Below are 22,335 nucleotides of genomic sequence, written 5' to 3' on the forward strand. Positions count from 1 at the left end.
CATGAAAAGGAAGAGGTTCTTTGATGTGTTTTTCGCGCTGACCGCGATCACAGCGTTGTTTCCCCTGCTGCTGCTGCTGGGTATGGCTGTCAGGTTAAATTCGCAGGGACCGGCATTTTATGTGCAGGAACGGGTAGGGCGAATGGGCCGTCGCTTCAGGCTCTTTAAATTTAGGACCATGTATAGCCATCAGCCGGAGGGAAAACTTCTCACTGTTGGCATGCGTGACAGCCGGATCACCCCGTTGGGATACTACCTGAGAAAGTACAAGATCGACGAATTTCCGCAGTTGTTCAATATCCTGCGTGGAGAAATGAGTTTTGTAGGCCCGCGCCCTGAAGTGTCCAAATATGTGGCATTTTATAGTCATGAACAGATGCGCGTTCTCACTGTCAGACCAGGTATAACCGACTGGGCATCGATCTGTTTTTTTGATGAAAACAGACTTCTCGATTCGGCCGACGATCCTGAGCAATATTATGTAAACCACATTATGCCGGTAAAGCTCTCTTTTAACCTGCGCTACGTGGCCCACCATAACCTCAAAACAGATCTGAAAATTCTGCTGCTGACTTTTAAGCGCATTTTTTCCATCCCTGATCCGGAATTGGCAGGCATTGACATTGCACTCCCCGCTAAACAGGCATGAAAACTTTAAAAATCATCGACTGGCCCGAGCAGCGATTTTACGGCGACAGTCATCCGCTGCACCGTTGGCGCAAACTGATGACAGCGCACGATGTGCAGGTTGAATTTTTTAATAGTCACCTTGATCCGGCGTTAGATCAGGCAGATTACCTGCTTATCCATTCCCGGTATTTTAAATCGTGGCAGCATCTGCAGACGCGCAATGCTGAAAATGAAGAGCGGCTGCTTCGTTATCTGGAGGGCATGCGTTCAAAGGTGGGCAGGCTGATCTGGTTTGATGCCGCCGACTCAAGCGGCTCGGCCGATCTGGGCTTGTTTCCCTTCGTGGACCTGATTCTGAAAAAGCAGCTGCTGAAAGACCGCAGTTATTATACAGGGCCGGGCAGCAGACGCGATCTAAGGATCTGGCTCAACAAACCCGGCGCGCAGCCCGCTACTCCGTTTCAGCCCTGTACGCCAACCGACCTGCCGAGGCTGCGGCTGGCCTGGAACCTCGGGTTAAACGATTATCGCTATTATGCCTATAAAACAAGCAGGCTGAGTAACGTGCTCAGCCGGAGACTTTATCCCGATAAGGTGGTGCCGGTGTTCAAAACCCGTATCCATGACCTGGCTTTCCGCGGCACGCTGCATGCCGATTCATCTGTTAACCAGATATCCGCGCAGCGAAATACGCTGCTGCAGCTGCTTGGCACACTGGGCCGCAACGTTGTAACCGGCAAATATGTTGGTAAAGCTGCCTACCTCCGCGAATTGAGAAACTCAAAGGTGAGCATAAGCCCCTACGGCTGGGGCGAGATCTGCTACCGCGACTTTGAGACCTTTCTGGCAGGCAGCCTTCTTATTAAACCCGATATGGGGCATCTGGAAACATTTCCCGACCTGTTTATCGCTAACCAGACCTATTTACCGGTAAGCTGGAACCTGACTAACCTGCCTGAGCTGATAGACTGCGTTCTGGACAATTATAATGAATACAGACACATTGCTCATGATGCCCAGGACCACTACCGCCAACAGAGCAATGACGGGATTGCATTTGTACAGTCCCTTTTGAAAAATATCGAATAAGTATATCTATGAAATTGTTAACTGTCTTTTTTGTCTGTCTTTATTTGTATGCGCTCTCGCTTGGCGTGTTCATGACAGAGCTTTTCAGACTGCCTGCCCCCTTGCTATTCTATCTTCCACTCGTTTTCCTCTTTAAGGCACACCATGAGCGGGTCGGCGGTTACAGCAGAGAAGTGATGCTGCTTGGTATCAGTTCCTTTCTGTTTTATGCCGTAGGCCTGTCAGACCTTACGGCGTTTATTGCGAACTCCTTATGTATGGTACTGTGTGCGGCCTACTTCTATTATTTTGTCGCATCTGAGCCCGGACGTCTTAACCAGGGTATGATTATATTTTTCAGCCTGCTGGCATTTTCAGGCTTGATTCTGGTCCTGAACCACTTTCTCGGGGCAAGCATTGACAGGCTGCGCGAGCAGATCCTGGGCGAACAGGTCATGCAAAGCCCCTCCGGACTTTCGAAAAGCCAGTTTGCTTTCGGTTATCAGCTTGCAGCATTCTGCACCATGATCTTCGTGGCTGCCGTTGTTTTTAAGCAGAATCTGCTGGTGAAGCTGCTGGCCTTTGCTGTCTGTCTTGGCTTACTGTTTCTTGGCATGCAGCGCTCAGCTTTTGTTGCATTTGCATGTTGCACAACACTTTTTCTGGTAGCCTACTACCGTTTCCGAGCCGTTTTTGCGCTTGCGTTGATGCTGCTTATCTGTTACGGCATTTATCATTTTTATCTGCAATACCAATTGGATGGGGTAGAGAACATCATTACAAAAAATGAGCACAACGATGCTACCTATAACAGGTCATCACTATCTGGCGAAAACCTCCGTATTTATCTTGATTACCCTTACGGGCTCATTTTTTACGGGAAAAATTGGGCAGATGTCATTTACCGCAACCAGGTTTTTTCTTCGGGCGTTACCTCGCACAATGCCTATCTGATGTTCCTGACCTATCTGGGGCCGTTTCTCGGTCTGGGTTTGCTTGGGCTGATTTACAGGCAGCCTGTAAAGATCTTTTTCTACGTTCTGCGGAACATACGGCAACCGGGTAACGCGCTGCTCATTTGTTTGAGCTTTGCCTTTCTGGCCACCTCCGTAAATGCGCTTTCTCACAATCCCTGGCTTATCAGCAGTGATGGTCCGACGCTTTTTCTGTATTTCGCGCTACTGCATACCTGGGCGCTCAGGCAGGAGCAGGTAGCTGCGGCCTCACACTCTTCAGCATTTGTGTATGCTTAGGTTAAAAATTGTCCATATTATCGGCTCGCTGACACGCGGCGGCGCCGAGCGGCTTGTTGTCGATCTTTGTAACGAGCTGAGCCTTTCTGGCGGGAACGAGATCATCATCGTGTCACTCAATGCCAATGCGGAGCAGGCCACATTTGTTGCAGACATTAACCCGAGGGTCAGATATGTCAGTTTCAACAAACAAGCCGGCTTTAGTTTGCGGGTGCTGTTAAACCTGAACCGCTGGCTGCGCCGCGAGCGACCTGATGTGGTTCATTCTCATCTCAATGCGTTTGAATACCTGTATCCCTATCTTCTGACCGGCCGCCGCGCGGGATTTCTACATACCGTTCACAATGTTGCCCATGAAGAATGTCCGTCCAGAGCGGTCAAGGCGCTCAGATCGGTTTTCTATCGCATCGGCCGGGTAAAGCCGGTTACCATTTCCCAGAACGGACGCATGTCTTTCAGAAGCTATTACGGCCTTACAGGTGATCAGCTTATTGAAAATGGCTGCAAATCGGTTGCAGCCAGTAATGCCGGGTCCCTGCTGCGCGAAAAGTATCAAAGCTCTTCCAACACCAGGCTGCTGCTGCATGTTGGGCGGCTGGCGCCGGAAAAGAACCAGGAAATGCTGATACGCGTTGTGAAACGGTTCAACCGCGAGGAGCGGATCAAATGCCGGCTGCTGATCATCGGCGAAGTGCACGATAAAGCTCTTGCGGGCAGGCTTACAGCGCTTGCAGGAAACGATGAAGCGATCGAGTTCCTTGGCGGACGAGCAGATGTAGCCGATTTCCTTTCCGTCGCAGATATCTTTTGCCTGCCTAGCCTGTATGAGGGCATGCCTATCTCATTGCTCGAAGCAATGTCTGCCGGCTGTATACCCGTATGCAGCCCTGCCGGGGGAATGAGCGAGATGATCGATCATGGCTTCAACGGATTTCTTAGCAGCGAAATAACAGAAGAGGCTTATTATCAGGCACTCAGATGTGCTGTTTACACACGGGAAACTGCGGCGCTTAAAGAACGCATTCGCAGTACATTCAGTTCCAGATACCACATCACCATTACAGCCCGGAAACACGAGCTGCTGTATAAGCAATTGATTTGACTGAATAAGAAACGCCACAAAATAAAACATCATATGATTGATTTTACACCGGCCGAACGCCGGATTGTCCGGAAAATGGAAAGGCTGAAGGCCGAAGCAGGTTCGCATTCGCCCAGTATATTTACGCTTCGCCAGAAGCTGAGCGAGGTTGAGATCAGGGTTGACGCCTGTTTTCTGTCAAATCCCTATGCTACCGAGCTTTTTATCGAATATTTCAACCGCGAGATCCTGGAGACCGGCCGGATGCGCGACCTGATGGAGTGTTATCCCTCGCAAAACCAGGTGATTGCAGAAACGCTCGCTGAGTTTCTTCGGGTTGATCGCAGGAACATCTTTATCGGGAACGGGGCCATAGAAATTATCCAGGCCGTGATTCACAACTTTACGAAAAGGAAGGTGATCATCAATATCCCTACGTTTTCAAGTTACTACGAGTACGTGAAGGATGGCGTTGAGGTCATATACAATGTGCTCCATAAGGAAGATAATTATGAGCTTGATGTAGACAGCTACATCGATCTGGTGAAAGAACACAGACCCGATACGATTGTGCTTATCAATCCGAATAATCCCAACGGCGCTTATACGCGTGTATCGGCTATCCGGAGAATCCTCGAGGAAGTTCCGTTTGTAGACCAGGTTATTGTAGACGAAAGTTTTATTCATTTTGCTTATGAAGACGATACGTACGGACTGATGTCGCTGAGCCACCTGGCCGCAGAATATCCTAACCTTGTCGTAGTTAAAAGCATGTCAAAAGATTTTGGCGTTGCCGGCATCAGGGCGGGTTACGGTATCATGTCTGAAAGCCGGGTGCAAAGTCTGCTGCGTAACGGTTATCTATGGAATTCGAATGGTCTGGCAGAATATTTTTTCAGGCTTTATGCAAGGGCAGATTTCGCTTTTCGTTATGAAGAAGTTCGGGTCAAGTATATCCTGGAAAACCTGCAGTTTATCGAACAGCTGAAACAGGTTGAAGGCATCAAGGTATACCCAAGTATGGCAAATTTTGTGCTTATCGAACTTCCTGCCGGCATCAGGTCGGCAGATTTTGTTGCCAAACTGCTTATAACATACGGAATCTACGTCCGCGTGTGCGATGACAAAATTGGCCTTGACGGTCAGTTTATCAGGCTGGCATCACGCTCAAGTACAGAAAACAGGTATATTCTTCAAAGCATCAATGCCTGCCTCAACTTTACGCTGACAAAAGAACTTGTTAATGAACAGGTTGATTAAAAACCTGATCGTTCGATCGGTGGGGCAGTTTTTCTCCTTGCAGCTGCACGCTGCCTTAAGCCGCCGGCCGGCTTCAGACACGGTACATGTCGTAGATATTGACAATACGCTTGCTCATACCTGGCCATCCCTCTGCGACGGTTATTGCCGCAGCGAAATGAAACGGTATGAATCGCTGTCAATCTTCAGAGGCATGCGTGATCACATCCTGGCACAGGCTGCTGCGGGTCACAGCATTATTTTTGTTTCAGCGCGCAGCTACGACTGCTATTTTCTAACCCGGCGCTGGCTGCGCGACTGCGGTGTGCCTTTTGACCAGTTGATCCTGGTTTATCATGTAAAAGAAAAGCTCGACTTTATCAATCTGCTGTTAAAAAAAGGGAAGAAAGTCGTGTACATTGATGACCTGAGTTACAACCATGAGGCTGGCGAGACCAAATTTTATGAAGACACGATCCGTCGTGTAAAACAACTGCCTATCCGGTACATCGGCGCCGCCGAGATCGAACAAATCAATTACCCATCTTAAAAACCAATGATTAAAATTCTGAAGAGGTGCTGGCGCATTGCTGCCATCATCAGGCTTATTGATTGGCGCGGATTTTTCAAGCATCACCATACAGACGCCCGTATCTTGCTGTGGATTCCAAAAATGTCGCTGAAATATTTTGGCAGCGACGCGCTGATCTGGGACATGGCTACACTCGCTGCTTTGATCCGCCAGAAAAAGCCGTTCAAAATCGTAACCGGCAGGAAGATAGGGCGCTACCATCGCAAAAAAATCTTCTTTTCGCTGAGCCTTACGTATAATATTTATGGTTTTGCCAACCATACAGCTGTACTTGAACACATCGCCACGCAGCTTGAAAGACAGGGAAACCGGATCTTTCCGTCCAAACACGAACTGTCTTTCTGGGAAAATAAGGCCCGCATGCACGAAGCCTTCAGAGCTGCGGGTGTTCATGAACCACTGTCGCAGATCTGCACAAATCCCGTTGCGCTGCTTGCTGATCACCCGCCATTTCCCTTTCTGATCAAGAGCGAACATTCGTGTGCATCCCAGGGGCTGTACAAAATTGAATCGACCGAACAGCTCATCAACCTGGTCAAAGACAAACAGTTTATGCGCGAGAATAAAACCGTCATTGTACAGGAACTGATCAATATGCGCCGCGATCTGCGTGTTATTCTTGTTGGCAATGAGGTTGTTTCGCATTACTGGCGTATCAACCTGGCCAAAGAGTGGAAACCAACGGCAACGAGCAAAGGCAGCCGGGTCGACTTTGATAACTTTCCTGAAAAGTGGCGCCAGCACATTCAGGATACTTTCGCCTCACTGAAGCTTACTACCGGTGCGTTTGATATTACCTGGCAGAACGATGATCTGGACACCCTTCCGCTTTATCTTGAAGTGAGCCCATTTTATCAGCCGAATCCCAGAATGAAGGCATGTCAAAAACCTTATTCAAATTACAAAACCGGGCTGCAGTTAAAAAAATCCTGGGATGTAGCCTACGTCAGGCTGGTTTTTGCCATCAAAGAAAAACAGGTGGCGCAGTATCTGAAACGCCCGTCATTTTCGAAAGAATTAAGTCCGGCCATCTGAGTTATGGAACAGTTAAAACGTATTCTGTTCCTCACGCCTTCTATGAGCAAGGGTGGGGCAGAGACACAATTGCTGAAACTGGCGCGCTTTCTCGCCGCCGCCGGACACCAGGTTCATATCATATCGCTCAAGCCCATTAATGAGTTTGAAGGACTTCCGCCAGGCAGTCATTTGAAGATCAGCTACCTGCGCGACTGGAATGGAAACGGCCTGAGGAATATCAGAAAGCTTGTAGCCATCTGCACAACCTTTAAACCCGACCTGGTGGTGGCTTTCATGTTTGTGGCCATCATTTTTGCGCGGATTCTTAAAATGAAGTTTCCATTTAAACTGATTTCGAGCATCAGAATCTCCACCATTCAAAGTAAATGGAAACTTATGTTCAGGCTTACTGCCAAGTTTGATGATGCGGTCGTGTACAATTCTCAGGCTTCCCGGATCAATTTTGAAAGCCGCGGACTGGCCAGGAAGAATGGCATCGTCATACACAACGGAATCGCCTTACCTGAGATGCCTGTTAATTCTGACGGTCATACGATCTTTCGCTGGGTTTGTATTGCGCATCTGCGATGGAATAAAGACTATAAAACGCTCTTCAGGGCCATCGCACTGCTCAGACATATGCCGTTTAAGGTCTGTATTGTCGGCGATCTGGACAAGGCATCGTGGCCGCGGCAAATGATCTGTGAGCTGGGCATCACAGATCATGTCGAGCTGCTCGGATTTAAAAAAGATGCGGTTTCGGTGCTGCAGGGCGCGCAGGCCTTTGTGCTGTCATCAATTTCAGAAGGTATGCCCAATGCGCTGCTCGAAGCCATGGCCTACGGATGTCCTGTTGTCGCGACCGACATTGACGGGATCCGCGAACTCGTCGGGCCTGCAGGCTGCGGCTTTCTGAGCGCACCCGGCAATGAGCATCACCTGGCAGCCTGTATGGAAATGATGATGCAGTTAAGCCCCGCCGAACGGAGCCGTAAAGGGCTTCTGGGCAGGTCTTTCATCGAGAACAACTTCGAGGACCAGAAAATCATGGCTGACTGGATGCAGCTTATCAACTCTACTTCACTACACCACAAATAATATGTGCGGAATTTTCGGAACCCTGAATCACCAGGGAGAACTAGATGCTTCTGTTGTTTTCGACGGTCTGCGTCATCGCGGACCTGATCAGCAGGACAGCCTCATAATCGATACGCTGAAACTTTATCATACCCGGCTTGCCATCCAGGATCTGAGCAGTACAGGCAGACAGCCCATGGCATACAAGGACCTGTACATCGTTTTTAATGGCGAGATATACAATCACATGCAGCTGCGTACCAGGTATCAGCTGAAAGCGGCCTCAAATTCAGACACGCTCACCATTCTGATGTTGTACGAACGGCTCGGCATGGCAATGCTTGCTGAGTTTGACGGCATGTTTGCCTTTGCACTTTATGACCGGAAAAACGGAAGGCTGTTTTTTGCCCGGGACCGTGCAGGTAAAAAGCCGCTGTACCTGTACAGGGATGCCGGCATGCTGGCCTTCTCATCTGAACTCAGCCTGCTCAACACAATTTTCAGCCCCGAGCCGGATCTTTCATCCTTGTCTGCCTATCTGTATCTCGGGCACCATTACCGTAGAGCTGTCCCTTACCGTAAGGTTACGGAACTTGAAAACGGGCATTATCTGCAGATTGATACGCACAACGGCACAGAAAAACAGGTAAGCTGGTTTTCAATCGAGGAACGTTATCAGGTTCAGACCCGGCTGCCCCTGGGTGATGCACTTGCCCGGGTCGATGCGCTGCTGCAAACAGCGGTTGCAAGCAGAATGACCAGCTCGGATCTTCAGGTCGGCTGTTTTTTAAGCGGCGGAATAGATAGCGGCCTGGTTACAGCGATGGCTGCAAAACATACAGACCGTCTCAAGACCTTTACAGTTAAGATGGCGGGCGGCTTTGATGAGTCTGAGCTCGCGGGCAAGGTGGCACGGCGGTACGACACAGATCATACTACCATCGAGATCGACTTCTCTGATCTGGCAAATGATATTGAAATGATCATTGCCAACTATGGTGAGCCGACGTCAGACAATTCGGTCATTCCAAGTTATTATGTTGCAAGGGAAGCAGGCAAACATGTGCGTGTGGTATTGAACGGGGATGGTGCAGATGAACTTTTCGGCGGCTATCGCCGGTACGTCCCATTCAGGTATGTAGACTTTTTCCGCTCCGGTTCCCTGGCTGCCGGTACGTCGAAATTACTTAGTACCCTGCTGCCGGTAGCCCATCAGAAACAAAGCAATTATACCTATCTGTACAGGCTGCTTGAATTCAGTGCCAAAAGGGATCCCCTGCAGGTCTTCGCATCAGCAGGAGCCGACCTGATGAACGGGTTTGAAGAGTGGTTTATCTGTCCGCCTGCGTTGGCCGCCATTCGCGCCGACCTGGAACGCGTAAACCGCCTGAGTATCTCACCGTTGAAAAAGATGCTGCTGATGGATTTTCAGTCCATGCTGTTCGGCCGCCTGCTGCCCAAAATGGATATCGCCACAATGGCTCATTCTCTCGAAGGCCGCAGCCCTTTTTTATCAGACGGCTTGCTGAGATTCGTACCCGGAATAAATGATGCTCATAAAATTTCCGGACTTGAAACAAAAGTTATCCTCCGCCGCCTGGCTGAAAAATACTTACCCGCCGAACTGGTGCACCAGCCAAAGCGCGGCTTCGAGATTCCGCTTGCCGACTGGGTAGACGGGCAGCTCAGGGAAATAATCGGCGATTACCTCGGTTCGGCCTCAACCCTTTATAAATCGCTGATCTCTGAAAGATTTGTAAGGGACCTGATGGCCAGGAAACTGCGCATCTCTGACCAGCGCAGGGCAAAGATCTTATTTGCTGTCTTCAGCCTCGAAGTATGGAACAAACAAAGAACGAAAAAACCTACACATAAACCTCAAATCGTACACGCATGAGCAAAATTCTTGTAACCGGCGCTGCCGGCTTTATCGGCTTCCATCTTGTCCAGGCCTTGCTGGCCCAGGGCGACGAGGTTGTTGGAATCGACAATCTCAATGATTATTATGATGTGAGCCTGAAACATGCGCGGCTGCAGCAATCGGGAATCAGCGTGCTCGGCCTTGCACCCGGAAGACAGATGTTAAGCGTTACCAATCCTGCTTACCGCTTTATCCAGTTAGATCTTACCGACAAATCAGGGCTCGAAAAGCTGTTTTATGAGGAAGGTTTTGAAAAGGTTTGTAACCTGGCAGCCCAGGCCGGGGTGCGTTACAGCCTGACAAATCCCGCAGCGTACATCGACTCAAACATCAGCGGTTTTCTGAATATACTCGAGAACTGCAGGCACTTCAGAATTGGTCATCTTGTCTATGCAAGTTCGTCGAGCGTATATGGTCTGAATAAAAAGTTTCCGTTTGCGGTTGAAGATGAAGCTGTCCATCCGGTTTCACTCTACGCCGCATCTAAAAAAAGCAACGAACTGATGGCGCATACCTACAGCCATGTGTTCGGTCTTCCAACAAGTGGCCTTCGTTTCTTTACTGTATACGGACCCTGGGGAAGGCCGGATATGGCGCTGTACCTGTTCACAAAAGCGATGCTTGAAAACAAAAGCTTTGACGTCTACAACTATGGGCAGATGAAACGCGACTTTACTTATATAGATGATATCGTCTCGGGTATTGTTAATGTGCTGGAGGCGCCGGCCACGCCCAATGCTTTCTGGGATCCGCTGCAGCCTGATCCCGCTTCTTCAAGCGCACCGTTCCGTATACACAACCTGGGCCGCGGCTCATCTGTAAGTCTGATGGAGTTTATCTCTGAAATTGAACAGAATACCGGTATAAAAGCAAAAATGAATATGCTGCCCATGCAGGATGGTGATGTGGAAGAAACCTGTGCAGATGTGGGAACAATTGCACGAAGACTGGGTTACGCGCCATCCGTTTCTGTAGCCGAGGGTGTGAGGAAATTCGTTGAATGGTACATTGCGTATTATGGTCCGCAGTTACCCGCAGCGCTCGAGGAACGCTCGGCTGCGAGTTAAAATTCGCTTACCGGCGGGTCAGTTAAGGGCCAGTTATGGCGGAAAATTCTTTTCAGCCGCAGCAACTACAGTGTAAATACTGTGAAAAAGCGTATAAAAACCTGTTACTCCAAAAATTTTTTGAAAAATAATTCAAAAAAAATGTATCTGGCAGGCTTTCTGATGCGGTGAAATATTTTTTCTTATTAAGAATAGCAGGAGGGGACGTGTTTACCCGGCATTAAAAGTCTGATTGAGGTATTTAATACATGCTGTGCGGAAGTTAATATGTCAAAAACACCTGAATTTCGCTTCCGGCTGAACGGGCCGTTTTTATATAAAAAAGCAGACATTTTTCAAAAAGTCAAATAGTGTACCAAAACGAAATACGCATTCGTTAGGGCTGTATACTATTTGAACATGAAGAACAAACAAACTACCAAATCAATTCTGATGAATTCGTTTTTAGTACTGGCTATGCTGGCTACGGCAAGCTGCGAAAAAGACAAGATCGATCCTGTTGCTGAATCGCCCGTGATTTACAGCAAACAAAGTGCGGCCAATGAGCAGGCCGGCATGCTGGTCATTGATACAAGACGTGTCATTGCTGAGGCAGGCAACGCCTTCAAACTTCACAATATAGGTGAAACCGGCGATTCGCCCGCCGATACAGACGCCTCAAGTATGCGTCTGTTTGAAGACGGGGTGGAAATAGGACCTGCGCATACCAACCATGACCAGATTCGCCGAAACGGCGGCGGCCGTTTTAGTCACTGGCAGGGTGAACTGTTTTTTAGTTCATCAGACAACAGCGACCCGCGCACAAATGGCAGAACGTACACGTACCAGCTGCACAGGCAAGCTACAAGTGCCGCGCCGGGGCTTGGTGCACTTATCCCATTGCCGCTGACAGGCCCGATCGGCTACGCGGCAATGAATGGGATGACAACCGGCGGGCTAGGCGGCCCGGTAGTCACCGTCAGAAGCCTGAACGAACTTAGAAATGCCCTGGAGTCTGCTCAAAGGTTGATTATACGCATCCAGGGAAATATAAGCGGTTCAGGTTTTCTGAATGTGAAATCAAATAAAACGATCCAGGGTGTGGCGGGTTCCGTCATCGACGGCGTCGGATTATTGATCTATGGTGCCAATAACATCATCATCCAGAATGTGACCATAAGAAATGTGGTTGGCTACTCCAACATCATGATTAAAGAAGATGCCCATCATGTCTGGGTAGACCATTGTGATCTTTCGTCAGACCGCGATCATGGCTGGGAATATTATGACGGGTTGCTCGACATTGGCAAACGCGCTGATTTTGTGAGCGTCTCGTGGAACCGGTTTCATGATAACCACATCCCCATGCTGATCGGTTTTGATGACCGCAACACCGATGATGAGGGCCACCTGCGTGTCAGCGTATATAACAACTATTTTTATAATGTATCTGAACGTCAGCCAAGTGTGCGCTTTGGAACCGTACATTGTTTCAACAACTACCACAGGAATGGTAGCGGTTATGCAGTAGGCGCCACGATGAATGCGACAGTGCGTACTGATAACAACTACTATGAAAACCAGAAGGAACCGATCAAGACAAATTTCAATGCGAGACCGGGTTATGTGAGCGGTACTGAAACAAATATTTACAAAAACAGCGGGCAAAACCGCATCACTACCTCGGCTTCGTCGTGGACTCCGCCTTACAGCATCCGCGATCTGCTGAACACAGCAAATCTCCTGCCTTCACTCATCCCTGCTTCAGCGGGCGCTACGTTAATTCTGTAGATTAAAAAGCGATCCATACTGGTATCCCCGGCAGCATTCCTGCCGGGTTTACTGCTTTGAGCCGGACCGGTTTGCTGAGTAACCTCCATTTTATCATGAAACAAATATTGATATCCTGCGATTCTCCCCGCTCATTACTCGATTTCAGGGGAAAACTTATTGAAGAGCTGGTAGCTCAGAACAAAGTTGCTGTTTTTAGTCCGCCTATTTCACAGCAGTCAATCAGGAAACGGCTGCAGGATTTGGGTGTTACCGTGTATGAGAACCGCCTGAATCCGAGTTCAGTCAGCCTTAGCCAAGATCTCAGGTACATGGTCGATTTGTATCGCCTGCTGCGAAAACTCAAACCAGACGTCTTTTTTCCTTATACATTTAAACCTGTAATATACGGTTTACTGATCGCAAAATTATGTCGGGTCGGCCGTCTTACGCCCATGCTTACGGGGCTCGGAAACACTTTTATAAAAAGGGAGCGCCGGCCAACCGCCGTACAAAGAATTACCTACTTGCTTTTGAAACTGTGTTTATCGCCGGCGCGAAACCTGCACCTCATCCTGCAGAACCAGGATGACTACGGTACCCTCAGGCGGTTTGGCATTCTGAAAAGTAAGGCCAATGCCTACGTTGTAAACGGTTCGGGTGTCGACCTCGATTCGTATGCCTATACCCCTCCCGATATGACGCAGTTTAATTTCCTGATGGTTTCACGCCTGATCAACGCCAAAGGCATCCTGGAATTTTTTGAAGCTGCCAAACTGATCAAACGAAAGTATCCGGAAGCCAGCTTTACCCTCATCGGTGCTTTTGAAGATAATATCGACTCCATCAGCCGGGAACTATATATGCAGATCGCTGCGGGAGACATTGTTGACTACCATGGTCTTGTTCAGGATGTCCGGCCTTTTGTCAGTGCGGCTTCGGTTGTCGTCCTGCCATCATATTATGGAGAAGGGGTGCCCCGGAGCCTGCTCGAAGCTATGGCGATGGGACGGGCTATTATTACCTGCGATTCGGTGGGTTGCCGGGAAACAATCCATCCCAACCTTGAACGGCGAAACGGCCTGCTCGCCCAGGTGAGAAATGCAGCAGATCTCGCCGAAAAAATGGAACATTTTTTACGCTGCCCCCAGGATATAATCGATTTTGGCTTACGCGGCAAAAACTTTGTGAAGGAAAAATTCGATGTCAATAAGGTCAATGTAGATATGCTGCGCATTATGGACATTCTGCCATTGGCATCCGCCTAAAGCCTGCAAAGAATCCGGCGGCCAGGACGGCCACGGCTGCTAAATACGGCAGCTGACCGCCCAGGCGCGCACTCTCATATCTCATATCTCAAATCTCATATCTAAGAACAGCTGCCGTCTGAGGGGTTCGGCGCGCTGTCTCAATACTCATATCTCACATCTCAAATCTATAAACAAATCTTCCCATCTGCCTTTTGCGCCTATGCGAATCAGGCTGCCATAACCTATGTATGCTGAAAAAAAATACCCATGACAAAAAGCTCCAAAACTAAGTTCGACATTCGCCAGTCCGCGCCGGGAAAAATGAAATCCATCGGCGGTTATCTTGAACTGCAGCTGTCCCGGGATTCAGAATACTATCCAGCTATGATCCGGCTCAATACGGGAAGAAATGCGCTTGAATATATTCTGAAAATCCGCGGCTATACGCTCATTTATCTGCCTTATTTTACCTGTGAGGTCATTATGGAACCTGTCCGCAAACTGGATATCCAGTACCGGTACTATACCATCAACGAGCACATGGAACCCGTGCTTGACTTTGAGCTCGGCGAAACGGAATGTCTGCTCTACACCAATTATTTCGGACTAAAACAGGAAGCCATTACAGGCCTGCGCAGGAAATTTAAAAACCTGATCGTCGATAACTCACAGGCTTTCTTTTCTGAGCCGGTTCAGGATACAGATACATTTTATTCCTGTCGTAAATTTTTCGGCGTGCCAGACGGTGCTTATCTGCATCTGGCAAGCCCTGCAAGACTAAAACTTGAGCGCGATGTCTCAGTGAATCGTTTTTCTCACTTAATCAAGAGCATTGATTTGGGAATAGAGCAGGGGTATCAGGATTATGTGGCTAACAATGATGTGCTGCAACAAAATCCGATACGCAAAATGTCTGCACTGACACATGCCATACTGGAGGGTATTGATTACAAGGCCTGCCGTTACAGAAGGAATTCAAATTTTATGTATCTGCATGATTTTCTGGTTAACCATAACGACTATTCTTTCGATGCATCGAACGTAAATGCGCCCATGGTTTACCCTTTTTCCCACCCCTCAACATCCCTGCGCGAAAAACTTCTGGCAAAACGCATATACGTGGCTACATACTGGCCGAACGTCTACAGTTGGACAACGAAACAGATGTATGAGTATTACCTTACCTCACACCTCATCCCGCTGCCAATAGACCACCGCTACAGCCATTTAGATATGAAGCGTATCATCAATGTTCTCAAAAATCTGCTATGAAAGTCGAAATTTACCTCCGTCCGCTGCAATTCGCCGATATGGAACTCTCGTACCGGTGGCGAAACGTACCTGAAATCTGGACATACACCCGTTTCAGGCCGCAGCACCCCATCACCCTGGCTATGGAGCGCAGCTGGTATGCAAATGTTTCGATACGTACGGATCAGGTTCGGTTTGCGATCTGTCTGCTCGATGACGACCGTTACATCGGAAATGTACAGCTCATCAATATTGGCCGGAACCGTGCCGAATTTCACATGTTTATCGGCGACAAGGCCTGCCATGGAAGGGGGCTGGGGAAGCGCGCCACTGCCCTCATGATGGAAATCGCATTTGCTGATATGAACCTGCACCTGGTAACACTCGACGTACACGAACTGAACCTGGCCGCCCGGAGAATTTATGAGTCGCAGGGCTTTGTGAAAAGTGGTTATGCTGCGCCTTTCATCCGCATGCAGGCCCAAAGGAACACCTACACTATTTCTTAAAGATATCATATGAAAAGAACGATTCCGCTGGAAAACCGGACGGCCTGGAATGACTATGTTCAAAGGTCACACAACTATGATTTTTATCATACGCATGATTACCATTGCCTGGAAGCATCGGGCGAAAGCCTGTTGTTTGTCTACCAGGAAGGCGAGGTCTATATCGCCGTACCTGTTGTCAAAAGACGCATTCCGGGCACAGATCAGTTTGACCTTTCTTCTGTTTACGGTTACACCGGACCAGTTTCTAACCGTCCCTTCCACATTCTGACACATGAATTTTCAGCCCGTTTCTGCAGCGCCTTCCAGGATTTTTTTGAAGAGCAGCGCATCATCTCGGTTTTCCTGAGGATGCATCCCTTTTATCATCAGTCGCGCGTTTTTGACAGCCTCGGCGGTATGCATAACAATGGTGATGTTGTGGCAATAGATCTCCAGATTCCTATTGAGGAGCAACGCGCCCGTTATCAGCCGCAGATCAGGGCCAATATTAAAAAACTGCAGGGACGCGGGTTTACGGTCAGGGAGGCATCCGGTCCTGAAGCAGTATATACCTTTCATCAGTTATACACCGAAAATATGCATCGCGTTCAGGCTGATGAAAAATACTTCTTTTCAGAAACGCACTTCAATGCCCTGCTGAACTCATCCAATTTCAAGGCGATGATTCTCTTTGTTTATAATGAGTTCAATCAACCTGTCTGCGGAACCATCATTGTGCTGACAAATCATATCATGCAGGCCCACCTCATTGCCACCGCTGATGCCTATCTGGCAGACTCGCCGGCTAAACTGATGGTAGACCATGTCAGCGTAATTGGCAGGGAGCTGGGCATGAGGTATTATAACCTGGGCGGCGGCTTCGGCTTTAAAAGGGATAATCTTTTCAGGTGGAAGACCGGCTTTTCGCACACATTCTTCGCCTTTACGACCTGGCGTTACATTGCCAACGTGGCGCGATATGCCGAACTTCTGGCCAGCCAGGAACTTGATCCGGAAGCCGGTATTGATTTCTTTCCGCTTTATCGCTACAAGTCGCTTGAACTGTCTCACAACTAGTCTCACTATGAAAAAGCTTTTATTTAATAAGTCGTTTCATTCCAGGTGGCTTATCCTGGTTATAGATCAGGTAATTGTATTCCTGTCCATGATGACTTCGGTCCTGATTATCCAGGAGCTGAGTCTGGACCGGAGACCCGTTCTGGATATTTTCGCCTGTGTACTAACCTATCATGCCCTTGCAGCGCCGTTGTTTGTTGTGATGCGCATGCACACCGGGATGATTCGTCATTCAAATATGACAGATGTATTCAAGGTGTTTAAAACCGTTCTGGCAGGCGGACTGCTTTTTTCCCTTTCGGGATGGCTGGTTCTTATGCCTTACTTCGGCCTCAGCTGGAAATGGTTTTACAGCATGATTGTGCTGAATTTCTTTATATCTGCTACGCTGCTCATGGTGATGCGCATGTTTATAAAGGTATTGTTCTCATCCCTGAATGATGCCAGAGACACCAGAAAAGAATCCGTATTGATCTATGGTACAGACCGGAATGCAGTGTTGATAAAACACGGGCTCGACCTGGGACAGGACCCGGGCGTTCGCATTGTTGGTTTTATAGATGACCGCCCGGCCCGTGCACGCATGCACATTGAACAGAAAAATGTATACCGCACCAGCGATATCCCTGCCCTGAAGCGGAATCAACAGGTAGACAAAATGATCGTTTCTGCCGCCTGTCCTGATCCCGAAGCCCGCAAAGCTGCGGCCCAAATGTGTCTTGAAGAAGGCATCGGGGTCATTTCTGTAACGGCACCCTCAGAGTGGCTTGACGGCGAACTTCGCATCGGAGATCTTCCTGAAATGAAGATCGAAGACCTGCTGCAGCGTGATCCCATTAAGTTTGACCGGGAGCAGATTTTTACAGGGCTGACAGGTAAACGGGTACTGGTAACGGGGGCGGCCGGTTCTATAGGATCTGAAATTGTGCGGCAGGTATTGCGCTGTAAACCCGATCTGGTTATTCTCTGTGATCAGGCGGAGACGCCTTTGCATCATATGCAGCTGGAATTGGAAGCACGGTTTCCCGACAGCAATTGCATGTATTATATGGCAAATATCCAGGATCAGAAACGAATGAAACGTCTGTTTGCATCGTGCTGGCCCGAGATTGTATTTCACGCGGCAGCGTTAAAACATGTGCCCATGATGGAGAATAACCCGGAAGAGGCTGTACTGACCAATGTCTGGGGTACCAGGAATCTTGCAGACTTGTCGGTCAGTTTTAACGTGAAGAAGTTTGTCATGATCTCTACAGACAAAGCGGTGAATCCTACCAATGTTATGGGTGCTTCAAAACGTATTGCAGAGATGTATATACAATCATTGCAGAAATCACGTGAAAACCTGGGGTCAGATACGTGTTTTATTACAACCAGATTTGGCAATGTTCTGGGTTCAAACGGCTCTGTGGTGCCTCTTTTCAAGTCTCAGATTGATGCAGGCGGCCCTGTAACGATAACACACCCGGATATAACGCGTTATTTTATGACGATCCCCGAAGCGGTCCAGCTTGTACTCGAAGCGGCATCTATGGGCAATGGGGGAGAGATATTTATATTTGATATGGGAGAACCGATCAAAATTGTTGATCTGGCCGTCAGCATGATCAAGCTGTCCGGTCGTGCACCATATAAAGATATTGATATTGTATTTACCGGGCTTCGGCCGGGCGAAAAGCTATATGAGGAGCTGCTGAACAGGTATGAAAGTACCCAGGTTACGCGACATGAAAAAATTATGATCTCAGATGTTGCCCCACTGCAATATGGACAGATCAGCAGGGAGATTGAAGAACTACTTTACATCAATTTAAACCAGAACGCAATGGAAACCGTTCGAAAGATGAAAGAGATGATCCCTGAATACAAAAGCAACAACTCAGTGTTCAATTCACTGGATGTTGCTTTTCAAAGTGAACCTGAATATTAAACTTAAGCAACACGATATGCACGACGGAGAAACTGTAGAGCTTGTGATCAGGCGCGACCAGATCAGTATAAGCGAATTATCAAGAAGGCTTCATGTTAGCAGGAAGTCGATTTACAACTGGTTTAAACAAAAACAGCTGAATGTAGAACTGATTCATCGCATTGGTCAGAGTATCAGTTATGATTTTGCAAACGATTTTCCCGAAAAATACAATGGCTTTCACGCTGCGCGGAGCGCAGAGGAGGGGCCGGGAATTAAAGGGCATGCTGATAGTACCTCAAACTCTCCACAATACTGGCGGGATAAGTACATCAGGCTGCTGGAAACCTATACATCGTTTTTATCACAACATAATCCCTTAGTGAATGATGAACATTAATCTGACAACGAACTCCCGGCAGCGCAGGCACGCCGTTCCCTTCAACCTGGATAACAATGCGTGGTCTGCGTACTGTAGCCCGGTTCAGCTATGAAGCCAGACTTGCCACGGTTACAGCCTGGCCTGAGAGACAGGCCTCGCCATGCGCTTCTTTCTTACTGGGATAAAGATCTGGTTTGCCGTTTTGCCAATGCCGGCCTGTCTTACTGGTTTGGCGAGACGCCTGATAACGCTGTCGGGAAAACGACTTTGAAAACCCTGCTCGGGGCGGGATTTGAACAGCATGCCATCGCTATCGAATCGGTAATGGAGGGTTATAAGGAAACGCAGCTTCTGGAAATGGAAGTTGGAAGCGGGAAAACAATCATTGCCGAAGCCAGTTATTTCCCTGACTCGGGCGAGCAGGAAATATCAGGCTTTTTTCTCTGTCTTACTGAATCTGAGGAGCAGGCAGATGGATACATGAGGTATGTGCCTGCTGCCGAACAGTCGAAATTTGGCCCTGTGCAGGGAACACGTGAGTGTATGCTGCGGGTTAGCCGCTACCTGCAGGATCATATTTTATCTGAGTTTCCAACGATCAAAGAGATCGCAAAAGCACACCTGATATCATCGTCTAAGCTGATGCGCGATTTCAGACTCGTATTTCATACGAGTCCGCACGAGTATTACCGCGACCTGCAGATGGAATTTGCCGAACGCCACATGAAGGAAACCGGCTGTTCAAAAAAGACAATGGCGCTGATGCTTGGCTTTTCAAACCCCACAAATTTTAATTCGCGTTACCGCCGGTACCTTGAAAAAAAAATGTCCGAAACAGTTAAAACGGACCCCAAGCCCGATCTGGCTGACGAGCATGAGGTACTGCTTGTTCAGGCCCCGGTTGCGCTGGCGATACTGGACGTGGACCGGCACTTTCTGATGGCATCAGAAAAATGGATCAGCGATTTCCATCCGGATCACCGCGATGTGACCGGCAAAAGCTTTTTCGAATTCTTCCCGGAAGGGAACGTTCCCTGGCCTGGCCTGCGCGATGACCGCCAGCCTTATCTGCCGCAGAAAACCTTGTTAAAAGACAAATACGGGCGCCAGCATTTGCTTTCGCTAAGCGTTAAGCCCTGGACAGACCATACCGGGCGCCCTGTAGGGTCAATAATTTGTGCAACCGAGCATGTAGACTCCTGATTTGAGTACGAACAGCTATTTTTTGAGCGTCAGAAGGTTCACCGGGGTTTAAATAGGCGGTACTTTTATAGAAGTAGCCGCTAATTTATTGATAGGGAGGCGGCTACGGGGATTCTACCTAAAATTATTCTGTACCAATTAAAGAAGCTATGGTCCATAACGCCGGAGAAATAGTGGAATTAGCTGTGCGTCGTCAAAACGTCAACATCAGCGAACTTTCGAGGAAATTGAACGTCAACAGACGGACAATGTACAACTGGTTTCAGCAGCGAAAGCTGAGCGCCGAACTTGTTCACACCATTGGTCGCATGATTCAGCACGACTTTTCAAAAGATTTTGCTGACGAACAAAGTATTCAGGCCCTGAATAAACATGTAAAACATACGTCACCCGCATCAACAGAAGAAAATGGCCGTCCTGATGCCATTTATTACTGGATGGAAAAATACATCCAGCTTCTGGAAGAATACAAAGCGCTGCTGCAAAATAATGATCAGAATAACCCGCCGGTAAGATAACCAGCGGCATACCGGCCCGGGGCGCCGGAAACCATCGTTTGTTCTGATAAGGGACGCGTGTGCATCTGTCTGGAGAAGATCAGGATGACGCCGTCGGCCTGTACCAGGCAATGGTGTGTAAAACCGGGCCCGAAGAAATCATTTTCTCCGGGCCCTTTTATTGAATGCATCAGCATATGCGTTTCGATTTAACGGGCCGTCGCCTCGGCAATCCAGCCGGTCTCGTTCTTCGAATTAGCAATCAGCGCGTAGCCTTTAAAGCTGCCTTTTATATCAGCGCGTTCGCCGGGCTGAAGCCGGAACCGTACTGCAGCATTTGCAGCAGGCCCATCGAAAACATCAATGGCGGTCTGTCCCGTCTTAAATGTGCGTAACGCTGCGGTGGCCGGTAAAACCCTTGCTGCAGGAACATGGGCTAAGGTTCCGTCAGGAAATGAAACACGGTATTGATCGCCGTTTGCTCCTTCTGCACGCATTAGCGTACCGGGGGCCAGGGTCATCAATGAATCGGTTCCCGATGGGGCGGTTACCCGCGTGGTTATGGCCTGCCTGAGGCGAACACTGGCATTTAGAGACGCCAGCGTGGCGCGCACAGCAGGCACCTCAGGTACGGTGGGATTGATGAAGGGCAGCGGATCGACAGCGCCGCCGCTGGTGTAAATACCAAAGTGGAGGTGAGGCGGCGTAGTGCGCGCATTCCCGGTATTGCCCACCAGGCCCAGCGTGTCTCCGGGTTTTACAATTTGCCCGGGTGTGGCGATCTGCTTATCGAGATGCGCGTAATAAAGTGTGTAGTCCTTGCCTTCGGGTCTCATCCAGACTACCCGACCCCCGAGATTGTTTTCGTTGACCCGTACCACTGTGCCGTGGGATGCCGATATGGCCGGCGTGCGGAAGGCCGCAAAGATGTCAACTCCCTCGTGCCTGCGGGTATTCCCATCACGGCCAACGCCAAACAGGCTGCCGATATTTTTTCGTCCGGCTCCCTTAACAGGGAACCCGAGCGAAGGGCCGGTTCCGATCTCTACCGTATATGAGCCGCCCCGGAGAAGTTCCGGCTGCAGTCGTAACAGGTATGTCTCTGATTCGTCGGCTTCAAACTCAAACGGATTGTTAAGTGTATCTGCAAATGCCAGTAACTTTGGTTCCTTTCCTGAGCGGATCTGCCACAGATCAGCGTAGATCCGGAAGTCAGCAGCGGCCTTTTTTGTAATGCGTATACTCAGCTTCTGGCCCTGGACGACCGAAAAACGGTATGATGCAGCAGTTACACGGTCGGCCGGGAAATACCCGCTTTCTCTGAAAGGCACCTCAATTGTAAGTGGTGCACGCAGGCTTTTTTCTGCTGCTTGCAACCATTGCGTACCTATAGCTGTGCGATCCAGCCCTGCATGCTGCAGCATACTGGTGTATTTATCGTGGGGCGAGCGGCCGGTAAACAAACCGGGCATCCTGGACTTGCAGGAATGTAAAACCAGAATGGCGATCAGAAGAAAAAGAGGCGTCAGGAATTGGCGTAGTCTCATGCATGCGGCTTTTTATCATAACAACTGCCAGCGG

Annotated in this window: 21 protein-coding genes; 19 read left to right on the forward strand and 2 right to left on the reverse strand. The window is 48.9% G+C overall.

Annotated features, from left to right (window positions below):
• Position 1 precedes the first annotated feature (1 nt).
• The 19 genes from EJV45_RS06600 (at position 2) to EJV45_RS06690 (ending at position 20,775) form a co-directional block, all read left to right on the forward strand.
• Positions 2-649 carry a sugar transferase gene (locus EJV45_RS06600; protein WP_129714877.1) on the forward strand — a complete coding sequence of 216 codons (648 nt, stop codon included), beginning with the start codon at positions 2-4 and terminating at the stop codon, positions 647-649.
• Positions 646-1,719: a glycosyltransferase family 1 protein gene (locus EJV45_RS06605; protein ID WP_129714878.1), complete on the forward strand. Its 1,074-nt coding sequence runs from the start codon at positions 646-648 to the stop codon at positions 1,717-1,719. Before EJV45_RS06600 ends, EJV45_RS06605 begins: the two co-directional genes overlap by 4 nt.
• Before the next feature lie 8 nt (positions 1,720-1,727).
• The gene (locus EJV45_RS06610; protein ID WP_129714879.1) at positions 1,728-2,951 is read left to right on the forward strand and encodes an O-antigen ligase family protein; all 1,224 of its coding nucleotides are present in this window, start codon (positions 1,728-1,730) and stop codon (positions 2,949-2,951) included.
• Complete coding sequence (locus EJV45_RS06615) at positions 2,944-4,053, forward strand: glycosyltransferase family 4 protein (RefSeq protein WP_129714880.1); 1,110 nt, start codon at positions 2,944-2,946, stop codon at positions 4,051-4,053. Before EJV45_RS06610 ends, EJV45_RS06615 begins: the two co-directional genes overlap by 8 nt.
• 33 nt (positions 4,054-4,086) lie before the next feature.
• Positions 4,087-5,292: a histidinol-phosphate transaminase gene (locus tag EJV45_RS06620; RefSeq protein ID WP_129714881.1), complete on the forward strand. Its 1,206-nt coding sequence runs from the start codon at positions 4,087-4,089 to the stop codon at positions 5,290-5,292.
• Entirely contained in the window at positions 5,276-5,821 is a 546-nt protein-coding gene (locus EJV45_RS06625; RefSeq protein ID WP_129714882.1) for a hypothetical protein, read from the forward strand. Before EJV45_RS06620 ends, EJV45_RS06625 begins: the two co-directional genes overlap by 17 nt.
• Before the next feature lie 6 nt (positions 5,822-5,827).
• Positions 5,828-6,898: a RimK family alpha-L-glutamate ligase gene (locus EJV45_RS06630; protein ID WP_129714883.1), complete on the forward strand. Its 1,071-nt coding sequence runs from the start codon at positions 5,828-5,830 to the stop codon at positions 6,896-6,898.
• Between the two features lie 3 nt (positions 6,899-6,901).
• The gene (locus EJV45_RS06635) at positions 6,902-7,978 is read left to right on the forward strand and encodes a glycosyltransferase (protein WP_129714884.1); all 1,077 of its coding nucleotides are present in this window, start codon (positions 6,902-6,904) and stop codon (positions 7,976-7,978) included.
• 1 nt (position 7,979) lies between these two features.
• Positions 7,980-9,854, forward strand: coding sequence for an asparagine synthase (glutamine-hydrolyzing) (asnB, locus tag EJV45_RS06640; RefSeq protein ID WP_129714885.1), 1,875 nt, complete (start codon positions 7,980-7,982; stop codon positions 9,852-9,854).
• On the forward strand, positions 9,851-10,945 hold the full coding sequence (locus tag EJV45_RS06645; protein ID WP_129714886.1) for an NAD-dependent epimerase: 1,095 nt from the start codon (positions 9,851-9,853) through the stop codon (positions 10,943-10,945). The genes asnB and EJV45_RS06645 overlap by 4 nt, the downstream gene beginning before the upstream one ends.
• Positions 10,946-11,344: 399 nt before the next feature.
• Positions 11,345-12,715, forward strand: a complete 1,371-nt coding sequence (locus EJV45_RS06650; protein WP_240755218.1) for a pectate lyase — start codon at positions 11,345-11,347, stop codon at positions 12,713-12,715.
• A gap of 95 nt (positions 12,716-12,810) precedes the next feature.
• Positions 12,811-13,962, forward strand: coding sequence for a glycosyltransferase family 4 protein (locus tag EJV45_RS06655; RefSeq protein WP_129714887.1), 1,152 nt, complete (start codon positions 12,811-12,813; stop codon positions 13,960-13,962).
• A 249-nt stretch (positions 13,963-14,211) separates the two neighbouring features.
• The gene (locus EJV45_RS06660; RefSeq protein WP_129714888.1) at positions 14,212-15,216 is read left to right on the forward strand and encodes a hypothetical protein; all 1,005 of its coding nucleotides are present in this window, start codon (positions 14,212-14,214) and stop codon (positions 15,214-15,216) included.
• Positions 15,213-15,704, forward strand: a complete 492-nt coding sequence (locus EJV45_RS06665) for a GNAT family N-acetyltransferase (protein WP_129714889.1) — start codon at positions 15,213-15,215, stop codon at positions 15,702-15,704. The genes EJV45_RS06660 and EJV45_RS06665 overlap by 4 nt, the downstream gene beginning before the upstream one ends.
• A 9-nt stretch (positions 15,705-15,713) precedes the next feature.
• On the forward strand, positions 15,714-16,763 hold the full coding sequence (locus EJV45_RS06670; RefSeq protein WP_129714890.1) for a GNAT family N-acetyltransferase: 1,050 nt from the start codon (positions 15,714-15,716) through the stop codon (positions 16,761-16,763).
• Between the two features lie 7 nt (positions 16,764-16,770).
• A complete protein-coding gene (locus EJV45_RS06675; protein ID WP_129714891.1) occupies positions 16,771-18,693 on the forward strand; it encodes a nucleoside-diphosphate sugar epimerase/dehydratase in 1,923 nt (640 codons plus the stop codon).
• A 16-nt stretch (positions 18,694-18,709) separates the two neighbouring features.
• A complete protein-coding gene (locus tag EJV45_RS06680; protein WP_129714892.1) occupies positions 18,710-19,072 on the forward strand; it encodes a hypothetical protein in 363 nt (120 codons plus the stop codon).
• Positions 19,073-19,162: 90 nt separating this feature from the next.
• A complete protein-coding gene (locus EJV45_RS06685) occupies positions 19,163-20,257 on the forward strand; it encodes a PAS domain-containing protein (protein WP_129714893.1) in 1,095 nt (364 codons plus the stop codon).
• 149 nt (positions 20,258-20,406) lie between these two features.
• Positions 20,407-20,775: a hypothetical protein gene (locus EJV45_RS06690; RefSeq protein WP_129714894.1), complete on the forward strand. Its 369-nt coding sequence runs from the start codon at positions 20,407-20,409 to the stop codon at positions 20,773-20,775.
• Here the strand turns inward: EJV45_RS06690 and EJV45_RS19545 are convergent.
• Positions 20,751-20,945, reverse strand: coding sequence for a hypothetical protein (locus tag EJV45_RS19545; RefSeq protein ID WP_205942337.1), 195 nt, complete (start codon positions 20,943-20,945; stop codon positions 20,751-20,753). The two genes, EJV45_RS06690 and EJV45_RS19545, sit on opposite strands and share 25 nt — an antisense overlap.
• An 18-nt stretch (positions 20,946-20,963) precedes the next feature.
• On the reverse strand, positions 20,964-22,301 hold the full coding sequence (locus EJV45_RS06695) for a M23 family metallopeptidase (RefSeq protein ID WP_129714895.1): 1,338 nt from the start codon (positions 22,299-22,301) through the stop codon (positions 20,964-20,966).
• Positions 22,302-22,335 lie beyond the last annotated feature (34 nt).

Source organism: Pedobacter sp. SYP-B3415, assembly GCF_004138205.1.
GTDB lineage: Bacteria > Bacteroidota > Bacteroidia > Sphingobacteriales > Sphingobacteriaceae > Pedobacter.